Here is a 17,809-nt window from a genome sequence, read left to right on the forward strand (position 1 = left end):
CATTAACCGTTTCAGCCTCCCCGCCTTCCTTGAGCGATACCCGTTCTGGTGGTATTGTTTAGCGCTTTTGAAAAATTGAATCGACATTTGAGGGGATTTTCGCAATGCGTATTATTCTGCTTGGCGCTCCGGGCGCGGGTAAGGGAACTCAGGCTCAGTTCATCATGGAGAAATACGGTATTCCGCAAATCTCTACCGGTGACATGCTGCGTGCCGCTGTTAAATCTGGCTCCGAGCTGGGCAAACAAGCTAAAGACATCATGGATGCAGGCAAGCTGGTGACCGACGAGCTGGTTATCGCGCTGGTCAAAGAGCGCATTGCTCAGGAAGACTGCCGCAACGGTTTCCTGCTGGACGGCTTCCCGCGCACCATTCCTCAGGCTGACGCCATGAAAGAAGCGGGCATCAACGTGGACTACGTGCTGGAGTTCGACGTGCCGGACGAGCTGATCGTTGACCGTATCGTTGGCCGTCGCGTGCACGCTGCTTCTGGCCGCGTTTACCACATCAAATTCAACCCGCCTAAGGTTGAAGGTAAAGACGACGTGACCGGCGAAGAGCTGACCACCCGTAAAGACGATCAGGAAGAGACCGTGCGTAAGCGCCTGGTGGAATACCATCAGATGACCGCGCCGCTGATCGGCTACTACACCAAAGAAGCGCAGGCGGGTAACACCAAATACGCAAAAGTTGACGGCACCAAAGCCGTGGCTGACGTACGTGCAGAGCTGGAAAAAATCCTCGGCTAACCGCACCTCTCTCACCCGGAATTCCGGGTGAGAAAAATTCTCATCTTACCTATTACAGCAATGGGTTTCGTTTAAACGCATTTCCGCTACAATTGACAACCTATCAAATGGTTAAGAGGCGTGAATGAGTCAGGCGAAAACCGGCATCCTGCTTGCCAATCTGGGCACCCCAGAAGCACCTACTCCAGCGGCGGTAAAACGCTACCTGCGACAATTTTTAAGCGACACGCGCGTCGTGGATACCCCAAGACTGCTGTGGTGGCCACTGCTGCGTGGCGTTATTCTGCCGATTCGTTCTCCGCGTGTGGCAAAGCTCTATCAGTCCGTGTGGATGGAAGAGGGCTCGCCGCTGATGGTTTACAGCCGTCGTCAGGAAAAAGCGCTGGCCGCCCGCCTGCCGGACATGCCCGTTGCGCTCGGCATGAGCTACGGTAAGCCTTCGCTGGCCAGCGCCGTCGATTCTCTGCTGGCGCAGGGCGTTGAGCACATCGTGGTGCTCGCCCTTTACCCGCAGTATTCGTGCTCCACGGTGGCTGCCGTCTGGGATGAACTGGCGCGCATTCTGGCGACCCGCCGCCGTATTCCCGGTATTACCTTTATCCGCGACTACGCCGATAACGAGCTGTATATTCAGGCGCTCGCCAGCAGCGTGCGCGCGTCGTTTGAAAAACATGGCGAGCCGGATCTGCTGCTGCTTTCCTATCACGGTATTCCGCAGCGTTTCGCTAACGAAGGGGATGATTACCCTCAGCGCTGCCGCGATACGACCCGCGAGCTGGTCTCTGCGCTCGGCCTGCCGCCGGAGAAAGTGATGATGACCTTCCAGTCGCGCTTTGGCCGCGAGCCGTGGCTCACGCCGTATACCGATGAAACGCTTAAAATGCTGGGCGAGAAGGGCGTGAAGCATATTCAGGTGATGTCGCCGGGCTTCTCGGCGGACTGTCTGGAAACGCTGGAAGAGATTGCCGTCCAGAACAAAGAGTTCTTCATGGAGGCGGGCGGAACGAAATACGAATACATTCCGGCGCTTAACGACTCCCCTGAACACATCGACATGATGGTGTCGCTGGTCACCACTCGCCGCTGATCGCGTTACGGGCCGGGTTTGTGCTACCATTCCCGGCCCGTATTCTTTACACAGTTCAGACCATGAAATTTCCCGGTAAACGTAAGTCCAAACACTATTTCCCCGTCGATGCCCGCGATCCGCTGCTACAGCAAATCCAGCCGGAAAGCGAAACCAGCGCAGCCTGGGTGGTGGGTATCGATCAGACGCTGGTGGACATTGAAGCCAAAGTGGATGACGCGTTTGTCGCTCGTTATGGTCTGAGCGCCGGGCACTCGCTGGTGATTGAGGATGACGTTGCTGAAGCGCTGTATCAGGAGCTGAAGCGCGACAATCTCATCACCCACCAGTTTGCCGGCGGCACCATCGGTAACACCATGCACAACTACTCCGTGCTGGCAGATGACCGCTCGGTCCTGCTTGGCGTGATGTGCAGCAATATCGAAATCGGTGGCTATGCCTACCGCTACCTGTGCAATACCTCCAGCCGCACCGATCTGAACTATTTGCAGGGCGTTGACGGGCCGATTGGCCGCTGTTTTACGCTGATTAGCGATTCCGGCGAACGGACCTTCGCCATCAGCCCAGGCCATATGAACAAGCTGCGCGCCGAAAGTATCCCGGAAGAGGTGATCGCGGGCGCGTCTGCGCTGGTGCTGACCTCCTACCTGGTGCGCTGCAAGCCGGGCGAGCCGATGCCTGAAGCGACCATGAAGGCGATTGAGTACGCGAAGAAATACAACGTGCCGGTGGTCCTGACGCTGGGCACCAAATTCGTGATTGCCGACAACCCGGCGTGGTGGCAGGCCTTCCTGAAGGAGCACGTCTCCATTCTGGCGATGAACGAAGAAGAGGCCGAAGCGCTGACCGGCGAAAGCGATCCGCTGCTGGCGTCCGATAAAGCGCTGGACTGGGTGGATCTGGTGCTCTGCACCGCCGGTCCGGTTGGGCTGTACATGGCGGGATTCACGGAAGAAGAGAGCAAGCGCAAAACCCAGCACCCGCTGCTGCCGGGGGCGATTGCCGAATTTAACCAGTACGAATTCAGCCGCGCCATGCGTCATAAAGACTGCGTAAACCCGCTGCGCATCTTCTCCCACATCGCACCGTATATGGGCGGTCCCGAGAAGATCATGAACACCAACGGCGCGGGCGACGGCGCGCTGGCCGCGCTGCTGCACGACATCACCGCTAACGCCTACCATAAAACCAACGTGCCGAACTCCAGCAAACACAAGTTCACCTGGCTGACCTACTCCTCGCTGGCGCAGGTGTGCAAGTACGCGAACCGCGTGAGCTATCAGGTGCTGAACCAGCATTCGCCGCGCTTAACGCGAGGGCTGCCGGAACGGGAAGACAGCCTCGAAGAGGCGTACTGGGATCGTTGATTGTTAAAAGAAAACCCCGGTGGCGCTACGCTTACCGGGGCTGCTTGTAGGCCTGCTAAGCGTAGCGCCAGCAGGCTTTTTTTACCCCGTCACCGCCTCTTCAACCGGCGGCTTCGTCAGCAGCGTCAGCATGGTGTTTGCAATCTCACGCTCGCCCATCACCACCTGATTCGCGCCGCGCTCGGTGATGTAGTCCACCTCGTCGTCATAGTGCGCTCGGGCGATGATCTCAATACCCGGGCACTTCTCGCGCGCGGACGCCACGATCTCACCGGCCTCGTACCCGTTCGGGATCGTCAGCAGCAGCCAGCGGGCGCAGTCCAGATGCGCAAGCTCCATAATCTCTTCGTTAGCCGCGTTGCCCAGCACCGCACGAATGCCGCGCTCGCGAAGCTCATCCACGCGCGTGCGTGACGTCTCAATCACCACCAGCGGAATGCCCTGCGCCATCAGCTTCTCGCCGAGCAGACTGCCGACGCGGCCAAAGCCGACCAGCAGCGCGTGGTTGCAGATATCCACCGGGATCTGCTTCTCATCTTCCGTTGCCTCTTCCAGCGTCTGCTCTTCGAGGGTTTCGGTCTTCTCGAGGTATTTTTCCAGCAGGGCAAACAATACCGGATTCAGCATGATGGAGAGGATCGCCCCCGCCAGCACCAGATTTTGCCCCGCCTGCGGCAGCAGGTTCAGGGCCATGCCCAGACCGGCCAGAATAAAGGCAAACTCACCAATCTGCGCCAGGCTGGCGGCGATGGTCAGCGCCGTGCGCGGCGAGTGGCCGAACATCCGCACCAGGAAGAAGGCCGCCAGCGACTTACCGAAGATGATGATTGCCAGCGTGCCCAGCACGGCCAGCGGCTGATGAATCAGGACCATCGGGTCGAACAGCATCCCGACGGAGACAAAGAACAGCACCGCGAACGCATCGCGCAGCGGCAGGGTATCGTGCGCGGCACGGTGGCTCAGTTCGGACTCATTCAGCACCATCCCGGCGAAGAACGCACCCAGCGCAAAGGAGACGTCGAACAGCTCGACGGCGCCAAAGGCAATGCCCAGCGCCAGCGCAAGGACCGAAAGCGTAAACAGTTCACGCGAGCCGGTAGCGGCGCTGCGGGACATGATCCACGGCACCAGACGACGGCCCACCAGCATCATGATGGCGATAAACGCTACCACCTTACCGATGGTAATGCCCATATCCAGCGCCAGTGAGGCGAAGCCGATATTCTCTTTTTCCATCATCCCGGCGACGGCGGGCAGCAGCACCAGCGTCAACACCATCACCAGATCTTCTACAATCAGCCAGCCGATCGCGATTTGCCCGCGCTGGCTGTCTATCAGCTGTCTCTCTTCAAGCGCGCGCAGCAGCACCACGGTACTGGCGGTTGAAAGACACAGCCCAAATACGATGCCGGTCATGATTGACCAGCCCAGCACCGCCGAAAGCGCCATGCCCAGCAGCGTCGCCACCCCTATCTGGGCGATCGCTCCCGGTATGGCGATCGACTTTACCGCCATCAGATCCTTCAGCGAAAAATGCAGACCGACGCCAAACATCAGCAGGATAACGCCCAGTTCCGCCAGCTCCGGTGCAAGTTTGGTATCTGCGACAAAACCAGGCGTAAACGGTCCTGCCAGCACGCCTGCTAACAAATAGCCTACCAGGGGCGAAATACGCAGTTTGTTGGCAATCATGCCGAGGATAAAAGCGAGCACAAGTCCACCAACAATGGTGGTGATAAGCGGTGTGGCGTGGTGCATTCCGTCTCCTTTCGCGATGGGTGATCCATTTTTGGTGCAAATACCAAAAAGCCGATTAATAGTTTATGACAATTTTTACCCTTATGTTTATGAATAATTGTTGAAACAGGAATAAAAAGGCAATAAGCGTGAAAAAGGGCAGGTTTTACTAAGTTTGCGGGGAGGAGTCAGAGGAAAGCCTTATGGCATCAGGTTATCCGGCTGCCAAAGTTTAACTTTGGCAGCCGTGAAATTACGCTTTATGGCGGTTGTCAGGCAGGAATATGGTCAACATCCCCAGAAGTGGCAGGAAAGCGCAGATTTTATAAACCAGGAAGATGCTGGTGTGGTCTGCAACCATCCCTAACACGGCTGCGCCAAGGCCGCCCATGCCAAAGGCAAAACCGAAAAAGAGGCCGGAAACCATACCGATACGTCCCGGCAGCAGCTCCTGCGCATAGACCAGGATGGCTGAGAATGCCGATGCGAGAATAAAACCAATAATTACCGTCAAAATCCCGGTCCACTCCAGACTTGCGTACGGTAAAAGAAGGGTAAACGGCGCGACGCCGAGGATAGAGCCCCAAATCACATATTTACGCCCAATTTTATCGCCAACAGGCCCGCCAATCACCGTGCCTGCCGCCACCGCAAACAGGAAGGCGAAGAGGTGAAGCTGGGCGTTTTGTACCGATAATCCGAATTTTTGCATCAGATAGAAGGTGTAATAGCTGCTGATGCTCGCCATATAGAAATATTTCGAGAAAATCAGCACCAGCAGCACGCTGACGGCCAGGATCACCTTGTTGCGCGGAAGCGGGTTGATAACCTTCGCTACAGGCTTACCCTTATTTACGCGATGCTGCGCGGCATACCAGCGGCTGATTTGCGCCAGCACGACAATCGCCAGCAGCGCGGCCAGCACAAACCACGCCACGTTGCCTTTACCATAGGGCGCGATAATTACCGCCGCCAGCAGAGGACCGAGGGAGCTACCAAAGTTGCCCCCCACCTGGAACAGAGACTGCGCCAGCCCGTGACGTCCGCCGGAGGCCATACGCGCCACGCGGGACGATTCCGGATGGAATACCGATGAACCGGTACCCACCAGCGCCGCGGCAACCAAAACTGCCTCAAAGCTGCCCGCCATGGCCAGCAGCACCAGCCCGCTTAGGGTGAAGCACATACCAATGGGCAGCGACCATGGCATCGGGTATTTGTCCGTCCAGTAGCCCACCACCGGCTGTAGCAGTGAAGAGGCCAGCTGGAAGGTCAGGGTAATCATCCCGATCTGCACGAAGGTTAATGAGAACTCGGACTGCAACAGCGGATAGATCGCCAGAATCAGCGACTGGATCATGTCGTTGAGCAGGTGAGAAAGACTGATTGCGCCTAATACTTTAAAGGAAGTGCGCGATTTCGGCGGCGACGCCGGAGCGCCCTGAACAGGCTGGGTTGATTCACTGATTGCCATAAATACCACGTCAATTTGTTATTAGAGATGCAGGGAGTAATTATTATCCGACTAACATACCCGTCCGTGACATTTGAAGAAAGTCGCAAATCTGAAAACTTATTTGTCTATTCTTGTGAGTCACTGTAATTTTTGCGTTTGTCTATGGGTCAGGGAGAGAGAAGATGAAGTTAATAAAGCGTGGCGTCGCGCTGGCGCTCATCGCCGCATGGGGGCTGACAAGCCTGCCCGCGCAGGCGTATGAAAAAGATAAAACCTATAAAATTACCATTCTCCATACTAACGATCATCACGGCCATTTCTGGCGCAGCGAATACGGTGAATATGGCCTGGCGGCGCAAAAAACGTTGGTGGACGGCATTCGCAAAGAGGTCGCGGCCCAGGGCGGCAGCGTGCTGCTGCTGTCGGGCGGGGATATTAATACCGGCGTACCGGAGTCGGATTTACAGGATGCCGAGCCTGATTTTCGCGGCATGAATCTAATCGGCTACGACGCGATGGCGGTCGGAAACCACGAGTTTGATAATCCGCTGAGCGTGCTGCGCCAGCAGGAGAAGTGGTCCAAATTCCCGTTCCTTTCCGCCAATATTTATCAGAAAAGCACCGGCGAGCGCCTGTTTAAACCGTGGGCGCTGTTTAAGCGTCAGGATCTGAAGATTGCGGTCATTGGCTTAACCACTGACGATACGGCCAAAATTGGCAACCCTGAATATTTTACCGACATTGAATTCCGTAAACCGGCGGACGAAGCGAAGCTGGTGATCCAGGAGTTGCAGCAGAATGAAAAGCCGGATGTGATTATCGCGACCACCCACATGGGGCATTACGATAACGGCGAGCACGGCTCCAACGCGCCGGGCGACGTAGAGATGGCGCGCAGCCTGCCAGCGGGCTCGCTGGCGATGATTGTGGGCGGCCATTCGCAGGATCCGGTCTGCATGGCTTCCGAGAATAAAAAACAGGTGGACTACGTGCCGGGCACGCCGTGCGCGCCGGACCGTCAAAACGGGATCTGGATCGTGCAGGCCCACGAGTGGGGGAAATACGTTGGCCGCGCGGATTTTGAATTCCGTAACGGCGAGATGAAGCTGGTGCACTATCAGCTCATCCCGGTGAACCTGAAGAAGAAAGTCACCTACCCGGACGGCAAAAGTGAGCGCGTACTCTACACGCCAGAGATCGCTGAAAACCAGCAGATGCTCTCCCTGCTGACGCCGTTCCAGAGCAAAGGGAAAGCGCAGCTGGACGTGAAAATTGGCACGCTTAACGGTCGTCTGGAAGGGGACCGCAGCAAAGTCCGCTTCGTGCAGACCAACATGGGGCGTCTGGTGCTGGCCGCACAGATGGCGCGCACGAATGCGGATTTTGGCGTGATGAGCGGCGGCGGTATTCGTGATTCCATCGAAGGCGGAAATATCACCTATAAAGACGTGCTGAAGGTACAGCCGTTTGGCAATGTGGTGGTGTATGCGGACATGAGCGGGAAAGAGGTGATTGACTACCTGACGGCCGTGGCGCAGATGAAGCCGGACTCGGGGGCGTATCCGCAGTTTGCTAACGTCAGCTTCGTGGCGAAGGACGGCAAGCTCAACGATCTCAAGATCAAGGGCGAGCCTGTTGATCCGGCGAAAACCTACCGCCTGGCAACGTTAAGCTTCAATGCCACCGGCGGCGACGGCTATCCGCACATTGATAACAAACCGGGCTATGTGAATACCGGCTTTATTGATGCGGAGGTGCTGAAGCAGTTTATCCAGCAGAATTCACCGATTGACGTGAACGCGTATGAGCCGAAGGGCGAGGTGAGCTGGCAGTAGTGGTTTTGTTGCCGGGTGGCGGCTACGCCTTACCCGGCCTACGATTCGAATGTAGGCCCGGTAAGCGCAGCGCCACCGGGCTTTTTATTCAATCCCGGCGCGCAATATCCGCAAACGTCGCGTCCAGTATTTTCGCCAGATCGCCCGCGGCCAGTTCGATATCCAGCCCGCGCTTGCCGCCAGAAATGTAGATCGTCTCAAATTCCTGCGAAGGCGCATCGATCAGCGTCGGCAGACGCTTTTTCTGGCCGAGCGGGCTGATCCCGCCGACAAGATATCCGGTCGTGCGTTGCGCAACCATCGGGTCGGCCATATCGACCTTTTTCGCCCCCAGCGCTTTGGCCACTTTTTTCAAATCAAGCTGACCGGCGACGGGCGTCACCGCCACGGCGAGGTGCTTCATATCGCCATTCACCGCGACCAGCAGCGTTTTGTAGACCTGGTCCGCGTTCAGCCCCAGCTTGCGCACCACTTCATCACCAAAGTTGGTTTCGTTCGGATCGTGATCGTAGGTGTGGATCCGGAAAGAAATTTTGTTTTTTTCGAGTAATTTAACGGCGGGAGTCATGGCTATCCTTCTTACGACAGACGATTCATACCAGCAGCATACGCCTGACGTTTGTCTAAAAAATAGCACCATCTTGCGCAATAGTATTGGCAGTGATGGTCACTTTGAGCGACAATCGGCTCAACCGAAGGTCACTTCGGTATAATAAAAACGATGAAATTCCTCTTTGACGGGCCAATAGCGATATTGGCCATTTTTTTACTTCAGCAGCGACGGCAAATTCCCTTCGCCGTACAAATGCAACGCGCCAACCGCGACGACATAACGACCAGCAGGCAGGGCATACAGCGTCTCCCGCCACGCCTGGTTACGCGCGTTCATCAGCACATCATACAACGATTCACTGAACGTCGACGGTAACGCCAGCTTGCCGTCTGCCGGCGGCGCGTCCAGCCACCAGCCAATCATGGTTTGCAGAAGCCGCGCATTGGTGTGCCAGTGGGTCAGGGTATCTTCCAGCAGCATACGTCCGTCGTCCGGAAGCTGACGCAGGAGCGCTATCTGGCTGTCCGTCCCTTCCAGTTCGATGACGGGCATAGTGCGCGCCCGTGCCATATTCAGCAGCTGATAATCAATGCCGTAATCGCCGCGCAGGCCCAGGCGCTGCGCCTGCGTGGCCTGTAACACCATCGCGATTTGCCACAGCGGCAGGGTATCAATCATGGATAGCGATACGCCCGTCTCGTTGGCAATGCGCGTCAGTTCCGCGAGCTGGGCATCGTCCAGCCGTTCCGCCAGCGGGAGGTCGCTTTCCAGCCCGGCAAACGGCGACTCGTGGCCGGAGATGTCGGCCTCGACGATCAGCGCGTCGGCGCGCTTCAGCAGTTTAATCAGGCCGGCGGGCAGGGGTGACATATCCTGTGTGCCCATATGGATGCTTCCCACCAGGTGCAGATGCCGTCCGCCCGGAAGCGAAATATCCATGCCGGGCCAGGCATAACGGCGGGGAAAGAGGGCGCGAAACGATGCTTTTATACGGCTAAACAGACTCATACGCGCTCCATGATCGGAAAGGGTCATGCTAGCGCGTACGAGAACAAGGTTCAATCCTTCGGTTTAAACCGCAGCAGGCGGTTGGCGTTGCTCACCACGGTAATGGACGAGAGCGCCATCGCCGCACCCGCGACCACCGGGTTCAGCAGGGTGCCGGTCAGCGGCCACAAAATCCCGGCGGCAACCGGAATGCCGAGTGAGTTGTAGATGAATGCCCCCAGCAGGTTCTGCTTCATGTTGCGCAACGTGGCTTTCGAAATCGCCAGCGCGTCCGCCACGCCCATCAGGCTGTGCCGCATCAGGGTGATCGCCGCAGTCTCAATGGCAACATCGCTCCCGCCGCCCATCGCAATGCCTACGTCAGCCTGCGCCAGCGCCGGGGCGTCGTTGATACCGTCGCCCACCATCGCCACCTGGCGACCCTGACTTTGCAGGTTCTTGATGGCGTCCGCTTTGCCGTCCGGCAGCACGCCGGCAATCACCTCATCAATCCCGGCTTCTCTGGCGATGGCGTTAGCGGTCGTCGGATTATCACCGGTTAACATCACCAGGCGGTAGCCCGCGCGGTGCAGGCGCTGTAGGGCATCCACGCTGTCCTGGCGTAACGGATCGCGCACGGCCAGCAGCGCCGCCGCCTGTCCATCCATCGCCAGCAGAACTGGTGTCGCCCCCTGAGAAGCCTGCGCGTTAAGCTCAGCTTCCAGCGCGGACGTATCAACGCCGTTTTCATTCAGCAGTGCCTGGTTACCCAGCAGCAGCGTATGCCCTTCGGCTTCCCCGCTGACCCCTAAACCGCGCAGGGTACGGAAGTTGCTTACCTGCGGCAGGCGGGCATCGCCGGCTTTCTCAAGGATGGCGCGCGCCAGCGGGTGGCTGGAACCTTGTTCCAGCGCCGCGGCAAGGCGCACGGCATCCGCTTCCGTACAGCCCGCGGTTTTGACGGCCACCACCTGGGGTTTGCCCTCGGTGAGCGTACCGGTTTTATCAAAGACAAGGGTGTCCAGCGTGCTTGCCCGCTGTAGCGCGTCGGCGTCACGGACCAGCACGCCAAACTCGGCGGCGCGACCGACGCCGGAGATAATCGACATCGGCGTGGCCAGGCCAAGCGCACAAGGGCAGGCGATGATCAGCACCGTGGTGGCAATCACCAGGGTATAGATAATCTGCGGTGCCGGGCCGAAGAAATACCAGATCGCCGCGCTGAACAGGGCAATGCCGACCACCACGGGGACAAAAATAGCGGAAATTTTATCGGCAAGCTGGCCGATTTCCGGCTTGCTGCTCTGGGCCTGGCGGACCATGCGGATGATGCGCGACAGGGTGGTATGGCTGCCAACGGCGCTGGCGCGGAACAGCACGCTTCCGTCCTGCACCACCGTACCCGCATGCACCGCATCGCCCTGGGATTTCTGCTGGGGGATCGGCTCACCGGTCAGCATGGCTTCATCAAGCCAGGCGTCGCCCTGGGTAATTTCACCGTCGACGGGCACGCGGTCACCAGTAGTCAGGCGCAGCGTCATACCCGGCTGCACCTCCGAAAGCGGAACGCTTTTCTCCCCGTCGTCCGTCACCACGCGGGCCGTCGGCGGGGTTAAATCGAGTAATCTTTCCAGCGCTTTCGACGAGCGCTGGCGAGCGCGGGCTTCGAGCATGTGGCCTAAGTTAATCAGACCAATAATCATCGCGCTCGCTTCATAGTAGAGGTGGCGAGCTTCCATCGGGAACCACTGCGGCCAGACGTTAACGCTCATTGAATAGAGCCACGCGGCCCCCGTCCCGAGCGCGACCAGCGTGTCCATCGTCGCCGTGCGGTTTTTCAGGCTCTTCCAGGCGCTGGTGTAGAAATGCCCGCCTGCAAACACCATGACCGCAAGGGTAATGACACCAATCACCAGCCACAGGGTGCGGTTATCGGCGGTGACCATCATATTGTCACCCATCATGCCCCACACCATCACCGGAATACCAACCAGCAGGGCGACGATCGCCTGCCAGCGGAAGCGCTTCATGGTGGCGATAGCCGTTTCCTGCTGGCGCTCGCGGCGCTCGGCATCATCTTCGATGGCCTCCGCCCCGTAGCCCGCTTTCTCAACGGCCTGTACTAAATCTGCGGCGGAGGCGCTGCCCATCACCAGCGCAGTACGCTCCGCCAGGTTTACCCGTGCCTGCGCTACGCCCGGGACCGCCTGCAAGGCATTCTGTACCCGTGAAACGCAGCTGGCGCAGCTCATGCCGTTGATCAGCAGCTGTTGGCTGTCATCAATGTCATCCGCTACCGGAAGCTCAGGAGTGGCCGCTGTCAGTGCTTCCGACGGGGATGATGACTCTGCCAGCGGTTTAGCCTTTGGGTGGCTTAACTCCGCCCCGTAACCGGCCTGTTTGATAGTATCAATCAGCGCGTCGGCGCTGGCGCTGCCGGTCACGGCGGCATGATCGATAGTCACCTCAGCGCTTTCCACGTCAGGGCGCTGCTCCAGACTTTCTTTAACGCGTTTGACGCAGTGGCCGCAGGAGAGGCCGTCAAGCGTCAGGTCAATAGTGTGAGACATAACAAAACTCCCGTATAATGTTCTGGTCAATTGTTGACCTTCACTTTGCTTTTCGCTAACTGTTATGAAGGTTAAACCTTCCATCAAGGGGAAGGTCAAGGGGGAAATGTGAATATCAGCGATGTTGCGAAAAAAACCGGCTTAACCAGCAAAGCGATTCGCTTTTATGAAGAGAAAGGGCTGGTGACGCCACCGTTGCGCAGTGAGAACGGCTACCGCAGCTATACGCAACTGCATCTTGATGAACTGACGTTACTGCGCCAGGCCAGACAGGTTGGATTCAACCTGGAAGAGTGCGGGGAGCTGGTAAACCTGTTTAACGATCCGAAGCGCCACAGTGCCGACGTGAAAAAACGTACGCTGGAAAAAGTGGCGGAGATCGAACGCCATATTATCGAATTACAGGCAATGCGTGAGCAGCTGTTACAGCTGGCGGAATCCTGCCCGGGAGATGACAGCGCCGACTGCCCGATTATCGACAATCTTTCCGGCTGCTGCCACCGCAAAACCCACGCCTAACAGGCTTTAACCCGCAGGGTAATACCTTCCACCGCAATGACCTCAACCCGCGTTCCGGCGCTGAGGTCATCATCGGCCACGACCGGCCACGAACTGTCCCCCACGCGCATATGGCCGCGTCCGTTGATCAGCGCGTTATCAAGCGTGAAACGTTTACCCACGATCTGCTGCCCACGCTGGTTGAGATGCGCGTCGACTGGCTTCTGCTCCTGAACGCGTTTGTTCAGCCAGCGCCACCACAGCCAGGCGGCCACCAGCGTCAGTACGGCAAACAGCGCGCCCTGCCACTCCCAGCCGACAGGCAGCAGCCAGACGACCAGCCCGGTAATCACCGCGGCAATGCCGCTCCACAGCAGATAACCGTTGCCGCCCAGCATCTCGGCGGCCAGCAGCAGGCCGCCGAGGCTTAGCCAGAACGCATGTGGATGTGCAACGATGAGTTCAATCATTTTTTACGCTCGTTTCCGCCGTCTTTGATCAGTTCGGCAATCCCGGCGATAGATCCCATCAGGCTGCTGGCATCCAGCGGCATCATCACCACTTTGCTGTTGTTCGCAGAGCCGATCTCCTTCAGTGCATCGGTATATTTTTGCGCGACGAAGTAGTTCACGGCCTGGATATCCCCGGCGGCAATCGCCTCGGATACCATTTGCGTCGCGCGGGCTTCCGCCTCTGCCGAACGTTCACGCGCTTCCGCCTGGAGGAAGGCAGACTGACGGTCGCCCTCGGCTTTCAGGATCTGCGACTGTTTTTCCCCTTCCGCTTTCAGGATCTCGGCCTGGCGCACCCCTTCGGCTTCAAGGATATAGGCACGCTTGGTACGCTCGGCCTTCATCTGCGCGTTCATGGAAGCGATTAGCTCTGCCGGTGGGCGCACGTCGCGGATCTCAATGCGGGTCACCTTGATCCCCCACGGATTGGTAGCTTCATCCACAATATGCAGCAGGCGGGTATTGATGCTGTCACGCTGGGAGAGCATTTCGTCCAGCTCCATCGAGCCCAGCACGGTACGGATGTTGGTCATCGTCAGGTTGACGATCGCCAGCTCCAGGTTGCTCACCTCATAGGCCGCTTTCGGCGCGTCTATCACCTGAATAAAGCACACCGCATCAATGGTAACGTTGGCGTTATCCTTCGAGATGACTTCCTGGGAAGGGATATCCAGGACCTGCTCCATCATGTTGATCTTGCGCCCAATTCTGTCCATGAAGGGGACGATCAGGCTTAAACCAGGTTGAAGGGTATTGGTATAGCGACCGAAGCGTTCGACGGTCCACTGGTAACCCTGCGGGACAATTTTGATGCCTGCGCCCACAATAACCAGCGCAACGAAAATAAGGACAGGGACAACGATGAGCATAAAAACCTCCTGTTTTGCATGCCGTAGCGGGAAAAATTGCGTAATTGTTGAACGTTAGTATATCGGTTAACGGGCGGGATTTCGCCCCTGTAAAGAGGTGGGAACCGGACTGGTAAAATTAAAATGCCCCGCCAGGAGAGCAGGGCGCAGACGCTTAGTCTTCTGACCAGGTGTAGCTGAAGTCGGTGATAAACCCATCCCCGGCGTCAGCGATGGCTTTCGATAAGCCCTGATAGTATTTTTCCAGGCCAATAGCCTCTATCTGCTGGATCTGTTCGCGGATCGGGGCGCAGAACAGCACTGCATTGCCCGCTCCGACACGTTTGTTGTTCGGCGGCAGATCGCCAGTGATCGCTTTAAACCAGGTTCTGATCCCTTGCTTTAGGCTGTGCGGCGCTTTGGCAAGATTCTCCTGACCGGTCAGCACCTGTAGCGTTGGGAATGCATTAGCGTTGACGGCGGTTTTCATGCGCGCAAAGAAGGCGGTAAAAAGCTCAAAAGAGCCGAGATCCGTGACGCGAGGCTTGGTGGTTTTTCCGTTCTTATTGCCCATTTTTCCCACAGGCGCGGCGGGCGCCGGAACCACATTGACCTTATGCAGATCCAGACCAAACAGCAGATTGCAGTGCGCCCGGCGTTCTTTTAGCGGGTAGGACATCAGCACGTCAATAAACGCCGTCGCCTTCACATCGGCCAGGTCATGGTTGATCAGCCATTGCGAGCGGGCAAATTCAGCAGGCGAAACGAACCAGTCCGGCACCTCGGTAAAGCGTCTGGATTTACCCTTGCTGTCAAATTCGAGAAAGTAAGCCCCGTCATCGAAAGCAAAATAGCAGTTCTTAAAGCTGCCAATCGTGGTGTTAACGATGAGTGCCTTCTTAACAAAATCGACAACCTCTGCACCCATAACAAAACGCGTGAGTTCCGACGAATTGATGACTTCCATTAATGTTTCGACATCAGGCACGCCTGGCTTCAGGGAGGAAAACTCATAAAAAATATGTGTCATGCGGCTTACTACCTGTAGTGATAGAGGTGACAATGAGCAAACAAAAAGTTTAACACTAGCCATAGCTTAAGGCTATTCGCACTGTGAACCTGAAAGGATTATGCTACAGGCTGTTCTCTTAAAAGCGTTAAATGGAATCGGAATGAATAATAAAAAAAATCTTCTGGATATCAGGGATGTTGGCTTTCGCGTGAGTGACAACACGATCCTTCAGCACGTCAATTTTTGCCTTTCACCGGGCGAATTTAAGCTCATAACCGGCCCCTCCGGCTGCGGCAAAAGCACGCTTCTGAAAATCGTGGCCTCGTTACTGAGCCCAACGGAGGGAACGATCCTGTTTGAAGGGAAGGATATCGCCACGCTTACACCGGAACGCTACCGCCAGCAGGTGTCCTACTGCGTGCAGACGCCGTCCCTGTTTGGCGATACGGTGTACGACAATCTGGTGTTCCCCTGGCAAATCCGCAACCAAACGCCTGAACCTGAAACGTTTGCCGACGATTTGGCCCGGTTTGGGCTTTCGCCGGAGACGCTGACCAAATCGATCTCTGACCTGTCAGGCGGGGAAAAGCAGCGCGTATCGCTGATCCGTAACCTGCAATTCCTGCCGAAGGTGCTGCTGCTGGACGAGATCACCAGCGCACTGGATGACGCCAACAAGCGCAACGTGAATGAGATTATTCTTCGCTACGCCCGTGAACAGGATATTGCCGTGCTGTGGGTGACGCACGATTCAAACGAAATTAGCCATGCGGATGATGTCATCACGCTCAGGCCGCAGGGCGGGAAAATGCAGGAGGCTAACCGTGGGTGAACATAATATAACGAACGAATCGCTGGCGCTGTCGATGGTACTGGTGCTGGTGGCGATTGTGGTCAGCTACCGGGAAAAGCTGGGGCTGGAGAAAGATATTCTGTGGAGTATCGCCCGCGCGGTCATCCAGCTCATCATCGTCGGCTACGTGCTGAAATACATCTTCAACGTCAACCATGCGGTACTGACGTTGCTGATGGTGCTGTTTATCTGCTTCAACGCGGCGTGGAATGCGCAAAAGCGCAGTAAATACATCGATAAAGCGTTCATCTCGTCGTTTATCGCGATTACCACCGGGACCGCGTTAACGCTGGCGGTGCTGGTGCTCTCCGGCTCGATAGAATTTACGCCGATGCAGGTGATCCCCATTTCCGGGATGATTGCGGGTAACGCGATGGTGGCGGTAGGGTTGTGCTACAACAATCTGGGGCAATGCTTCAGCAGCGAGCAGCAGCAGCTTCAGGAAAAGCTAAGCCTGGGGGCAACGCCGAAGGTGGCCTCGGCGCGGTTGATTCGCGACAGCATTCGTTCTTCGCTGATCCCCACGGTGGATTCAGCAAAAACCGTGGGGCTGGTCAGTCTGCCGGGCATGATGTCGGGGCTGATTTTTGCCGGTATCGATCCGGTTAAAGCGATTAAGTATCAGATAATGGTGACGTTTATGCTGCTCTCCACCGCGAGCCTGTCGACGATTATTGCCTGCTATCTGACCTATCGGAAGTTCTACAACGCACGCCACCAGCTGGTGGTGACGCCGTTGAAAAACGTGCGCTGATTGTGCCGGGCGGCACTGCGTTTGCCCGGCCTACGATTCGTGCTTTTGTAGGCCCGGTAAGGCGAAGCCGCCACCGGGCAAAGTGCATCAATATAACAACGCGTACAGCTGACGACGATATTTTGACGCCAGGGCGTCACCGGTACCGAGCGCGGCCAGGATCTCCTGGAACATCTTCCGCGCCTGACCGTCTGCGGCGCCCAGGTCTTTCTGAAGATGGCTAAACAGCAGTTCCAGCGCCTCTTCGTTACGCCCCACCTGATGCAGCTGGAGCGCGAGCTGGCTTGCCAGCGCCGCATCCGCCGGGTTGTCCGCAACCTGCTGCTGAAGCTGCTGAATTTCAGGGGTATCCGCCGCCTGTTTCAGCAGATCAATCTGCGCCACCAGGCCCTGATAACGGGTGTCCTGATCCTGCATCGGAACGGTTTTCAGAACGGCTTCCGCGTCTTCGGGGCGGTGCAGCGCAATCTGGGTCTCTGCCAGCAGCAGACCAATCTGGCTGTTTTGATTCGACAGCTGCCACGCGTCTTTTAACAGCGGCAGCGCCTCGTCGTATTTGCCTTCCTGCATCAGCGCCATCGCTTCCTGCGCCTTCAGCTCTTCTTCACGCGGCAGGACTTTATCCAGCAGGGCGCGGATCGCCTCTTCCGGCTGCGGTCCCTGGAAGCCATCGACGGGCTGACCGTTCTGGAACAGGTAGACGGTCGGGATCGCACGCAGGCCAAACTGGGATGCCACCATCGGTTCGGCGTCACAATCCAGTTTCGCCAGAATGAACTGGCCGTTGTATTGCGCAGCAAGGCTTTCCAGGACCGGCGTCAGTTGCAGACAGTGTTGGCTGCGTTCAGACCAGAAGTAGAACAGCACCGGTTTAGCCATTGACTGTTCGAGCGTCTGTTGCAGGTTAGCTTCAGTTATGTTGACGATATTCTGTACGGACATGCGGCATTCTCTTTTGTCGGTTTACTCTTTACATGGGGGTAAGCGTCAT

At 57.1% G+C, this 17,809-nt stretch carries 16 protein-coding genes; 7 read left to right on the forward strand and 9 right to left on the reverse strand.

All coding sequences use genetic code 11. The features are described 5' to 3' along the window. Positions 1-104: 104 nt before the first annotated feature. The 3 genes from adk (at position 105) to DBR02_RS16050 (ending at position 3,203) form a co-directional block, all read left to right on the forward strand. On the forward strand, positions 105-749 hold the full coding sequence (adk, locus tag DBR02_RS16040) for an adenylate kinase (RefSeq protein WP_006809841.1): 645 nt from the start codon (positions 105-107) through the stop codon (positions 747-749). A 124-nt stretch (positions 750-873) separates the two neighbouring features. Then, positions 874-1,836 (forward strand): ferrochelatase, encoded by a 963-nt coding sequence (hemH, locus tag DBR02_RS16045; protein ID WP_063451657.1) that lies wholly within the window; start codon positions 874-876, stop codon positions 1,834-1,836. A 62-nt stretch (positions 1,837-1,898) separates the two neighbouring features. Then, positions 1,899-3,203, forward strand: coding sequence for an inosine/guanosine kinase (locus tag DBR02_RS16050; RefSeq protein ID WP_107534821.1), 1,305 nt, complete (start codon positions 1,899-1,901; stop codon positions 3,201-3,203). An 81-nt stretch (positions 3,204-3,284) separates the two neighbouring features. Here the strand turns inward: DBR02_RS16050 and ybaL are convergent, their stop codons facing one another. Together ybaL and DBR02_RS16060 are read right to left on the reverse strand one after the other, a co-directional pair. Next, positions 3,285-4,961, reverse strand: coding sequence for a YbaL family putative K(+) efflux transporter (gene ybaL, locus DBR02_RS16055; protein ID WP_107534822.1), 1,677 nt, complete (start codon positions 4,959-4,961; stop codon positions 3,285-3,287). Positions 4,962-5,193: 232 nt separating this feature from the next. Beyond that, positions 5,194-6,414, reverse strand: a complete 1,221-nt coding sequence (locus tag DBR02_RS16060; protein WP_107534823.1) for an MFS transporter — start codon at positions 6,412-6,414, stop codon at positions 5,194-5,196. Between the two features lie 164 nt (positions 6,415-6,578). Between DBR02_RS16060 and ushA the strand changes: the two genes are divergently transcribed. Then, complete coding sequence (gene ushA / locus DBR02_RS16065) at positions 6,579-8,231, forward strand: bifunctional UDP-sugar hydrolase/5'-nucleotidase UshA (protein ID WP_107534824.1); 1,653 nt, start codon at positions 6,579-6,581, stop codon at positions 8,229-8,231. A gap of 88 nt (positions 8,232-8,319) precedes the next feature. Here the strand turns inward: ushA and ybaK are convergent, their stop codons facing one another. The 3 genes from ybaK to copA form a co-directional block, all read right to left on the reverse strand. Then, positions 8,320-8,799 (reverse strand): Cys-tRNA(Pro)/Cys-tRNA(Cys) deacylase YbaK, encoded by a 480-nt coding sequence (ybaK, locus tag DBR02_RS16070; RefSeq protein ID WP_107534825.1) that lies wholly within the window; start codon positions 8,797-8,799, stop codon positions 8,320-8,322. A gap of 198 nt (positions 8,800-8,997) precedes the next feature. Next, the gene (locus tag DBR02_RS16075; RefSeq protein ID WP_102749828.1) at positions 8,998-9,792 is read right to left on the reverse strand and encodes a TraB/GumN family protein; all 795 of its coding nucleotides are present in this window, start codon (positions 9,790-9,792) and stop codon (positions 8,998-9,000) included. Between the two features lie 50 nt (positions 9,793-9,842). Then, a complete protein-coding gene (gene copA, locus DBR02_RS16080; protein WP_107534826.1) occupies positions 9,843-12,341 on the reverse strand; it encodes a copper-exporting P-type ATPase CopA in 2,499 nt (832 codons plus the stop codon). A gap of 108 nt (positions 12,342-12,449) precedes the next feature. Between copA and cueR the strand changes: the two genes are divergently transcribed. Beyond that, the gene (gene cueR, locus DBR02_RS16085; RefSeq protein ID WP_063869000.1) at positions 12,450-12,860 is read left to right on the forward strand and encodes a Cu(I)-responsive transcriptional regulator; all 411 of its coding nucleotides are present in this window, start codon (positions 12,450-12,452) and stop codon (positions 12,858-12,860) included. Here the strand turns inward: cueR and DBR02_RS16090 are convergent. From DBR02_RS16090 to DBR02_RS16100, 3 genes are all read right to left on the reverse strand, one after another. Further along, complete coding sequence (locus DBR02_RS16090; RefSeq protein ID WP_063868998.1) at positions 12,857-13,309, reverse strand: NfeD family protein; 453 nt, start codon at positions 13,307-13,309, stop codon at positions 12,857-12,859. The genes cueR and DBR02_RS16090 overlap by 4 nt on opposite strands. Then, a complete protein-coding gene (locus DBR02_RS16095; RefSeq protein ID WP_063451647.1) occupies positions 13,306-14,220 on the reverse strand; it encodes an SPFH domain-containing protein in 915 nt (304 codons plus the stop codon). Before DBR02_RS16095 ends, DBR02_RS16090 begins: the two co-directional genes overlap by 4 nt. 154 nt (positions 14,221-14,374) lie before the next feature. Next, positions 14,375-15,229, reverse strand: a complete 855-nt coding sequence (locus tag DBR02_RS16100) for a hypothetical protein (RefSeq protein ID WP_063451646.1) — start codon at positions 15,227-15,229, stop codon at positions 14,375-14,377. Positions 15,230-15,371: 142 nt separating this feature from the next. Between DBR02_RS16100 and fetA the strand changes: the two genes are divergently transcribed. Together fetA and fetB are read left to right on the forward strand one after the other, a co-directional pair. Beyond that, a complete protein-coding gene (gene fetA / locus DBR02_RS16105; protein WP_107534827.1) occupies positions 15,372-16,043 on the forward strand; it encodes an iron efflux ABC transporter ATP-binding subunit FetA in 672 nt (223 codons plus the stop codon). After that, on the forward strand, positions 16,036-16,818 hold the full coding sequence (fetB, locus tag DBR02_RS16110; protein WP_107534828.1) for an iron efflux ABC transporter permease subunit FetB: 783 nt from the start codon (positions 16,036-16,038) through the stop codon (positions 16,816-16,818). Before fetA ends, fetB begins: the two co-directional genes overlap by 8 nt. Before the next feature lie 87 nt (positions 16,819-16,905). Here the strand turns inward: fetB and DBR02_RS16115 are convergent, their stop codons facing one another. Continuing rightward, on the reverse strand, positions 16,906-17,760 hold the full coding sequence (locus tag DBR02_RS16115) for a co-chaperone YbbN (protein WP_063451644.1): 855 nt from the start codon (positions 17,758-17,760) through the stop codon (positions 16,906-16,908). Positions 17,761-17,809 lie beyond the last annotated feature (49 nt).

The sequence above is a fragment of the Enterobacter cloacae complex sp. genome, assembly GCF_900322725.1.
GTDB classification, from domain to species: Bacteria; Pseudomonadota; Gammaproteobacteria; order Enterobacterales; family Enterobacteriaceae; genus Enterobacter; species Enterobacter quasihormaechei.

Bases quoted from the DNA above. Each gene is read 5' to 3' on its own strand.
- adk (WP_006809841.1), top strand. From the start codon at position 105: ATGCGTATTATTCTGCTTGGCGCTCCGGGCGCGGGTAAGGGAACTCAG.
- hemH (WP_063451657.1), top strand. From the start codon at position 874: ATGAGTCAGGCGAAAACCGGCATCCTGCTTGCCAATCTGGGCACCCCA.
- DBR02_RS16050 (WP_107534821.1), top strand. From the start codon at position 1,899: ATGAAATTTCCCGGTAAACGTAAGTCCAAACACTATTTCCCCGTCGAT.
- ybaL (WP_107534822.1), bottom strand. From the start codon at position 4,961: ATGCACCACGCCACACCGCTTATCACCACCATTGTTGGTGGACTTGTG.
- DBR02_RS16060 (WP_107534823.1), bottom strand. From the start codon at position 6,414: ATGGCAATCAGTGAATCAACCCAGCCTGTTCAGGGCGCTCCGGCGTCG.
- ushA (WP_107534824.1), top strand. From the start codon at position 6,579: ATGAAGTTAATAAAGCGTGGCGTCGCGCTGGCGCTCATCGCCGCATGG.
- ybaK (WP_107534825.1), bottom strand. From the start codon at position 8,799: ATGACTCCCGCCGTTAAATTACTCGAAAAAAACAAAATTTCTTTCCGG.
- DBR02_RS16075 (WP_102749828.1), bottom strand. From the start codon at position 9,792: ATGAGTCTGTTTAGCCGTATAAAAGCATCGTTTCGCGCCCTCTTTCCC.
- copA (WP_107534826.1), bottom strand. From the start codon at position 12,341: ATGTCTCACACTATTGACCTGACGCTTGACGGCCTCTCCTGCGGCCAC.
- DBR02_RS16090 (WP_063868998.1), bottom strand. From the start codon at position 13,309: ATGATTGAACTCATCGTTGCACATCCACATGCGTTCTGGCTAAGCCTC.
- DBR02_RS16095 (WP_063451647.1), bottom strand. From the start codon at position 14,220: ATGCTCATCGTTGTCCCTGTCCTTATTTTCGTTGCGCTGGTTATTGTG.
- DBR02_RS16100 (WP_063451646.1), bottom strand. From the start codon at position 15,229: ATGACACATATTTTTTATGAGTTTTCCTCCCTGAAGCCAGGCGTGCCT.
- fetA (WP_107534827.1), top strand. From the start codon at position 15,372: ATGAATAATAAAAAAAATCTTCTGGATATCAGGGATGTTGGCTTTCGC.
- DBR02_RS16115 (WP_063451644.1), bottom strand. From the start codon at position 17,760: ATGTCCGTACAGAATATCGTCAACATAACTGAAGCTAACCTGCAACAG.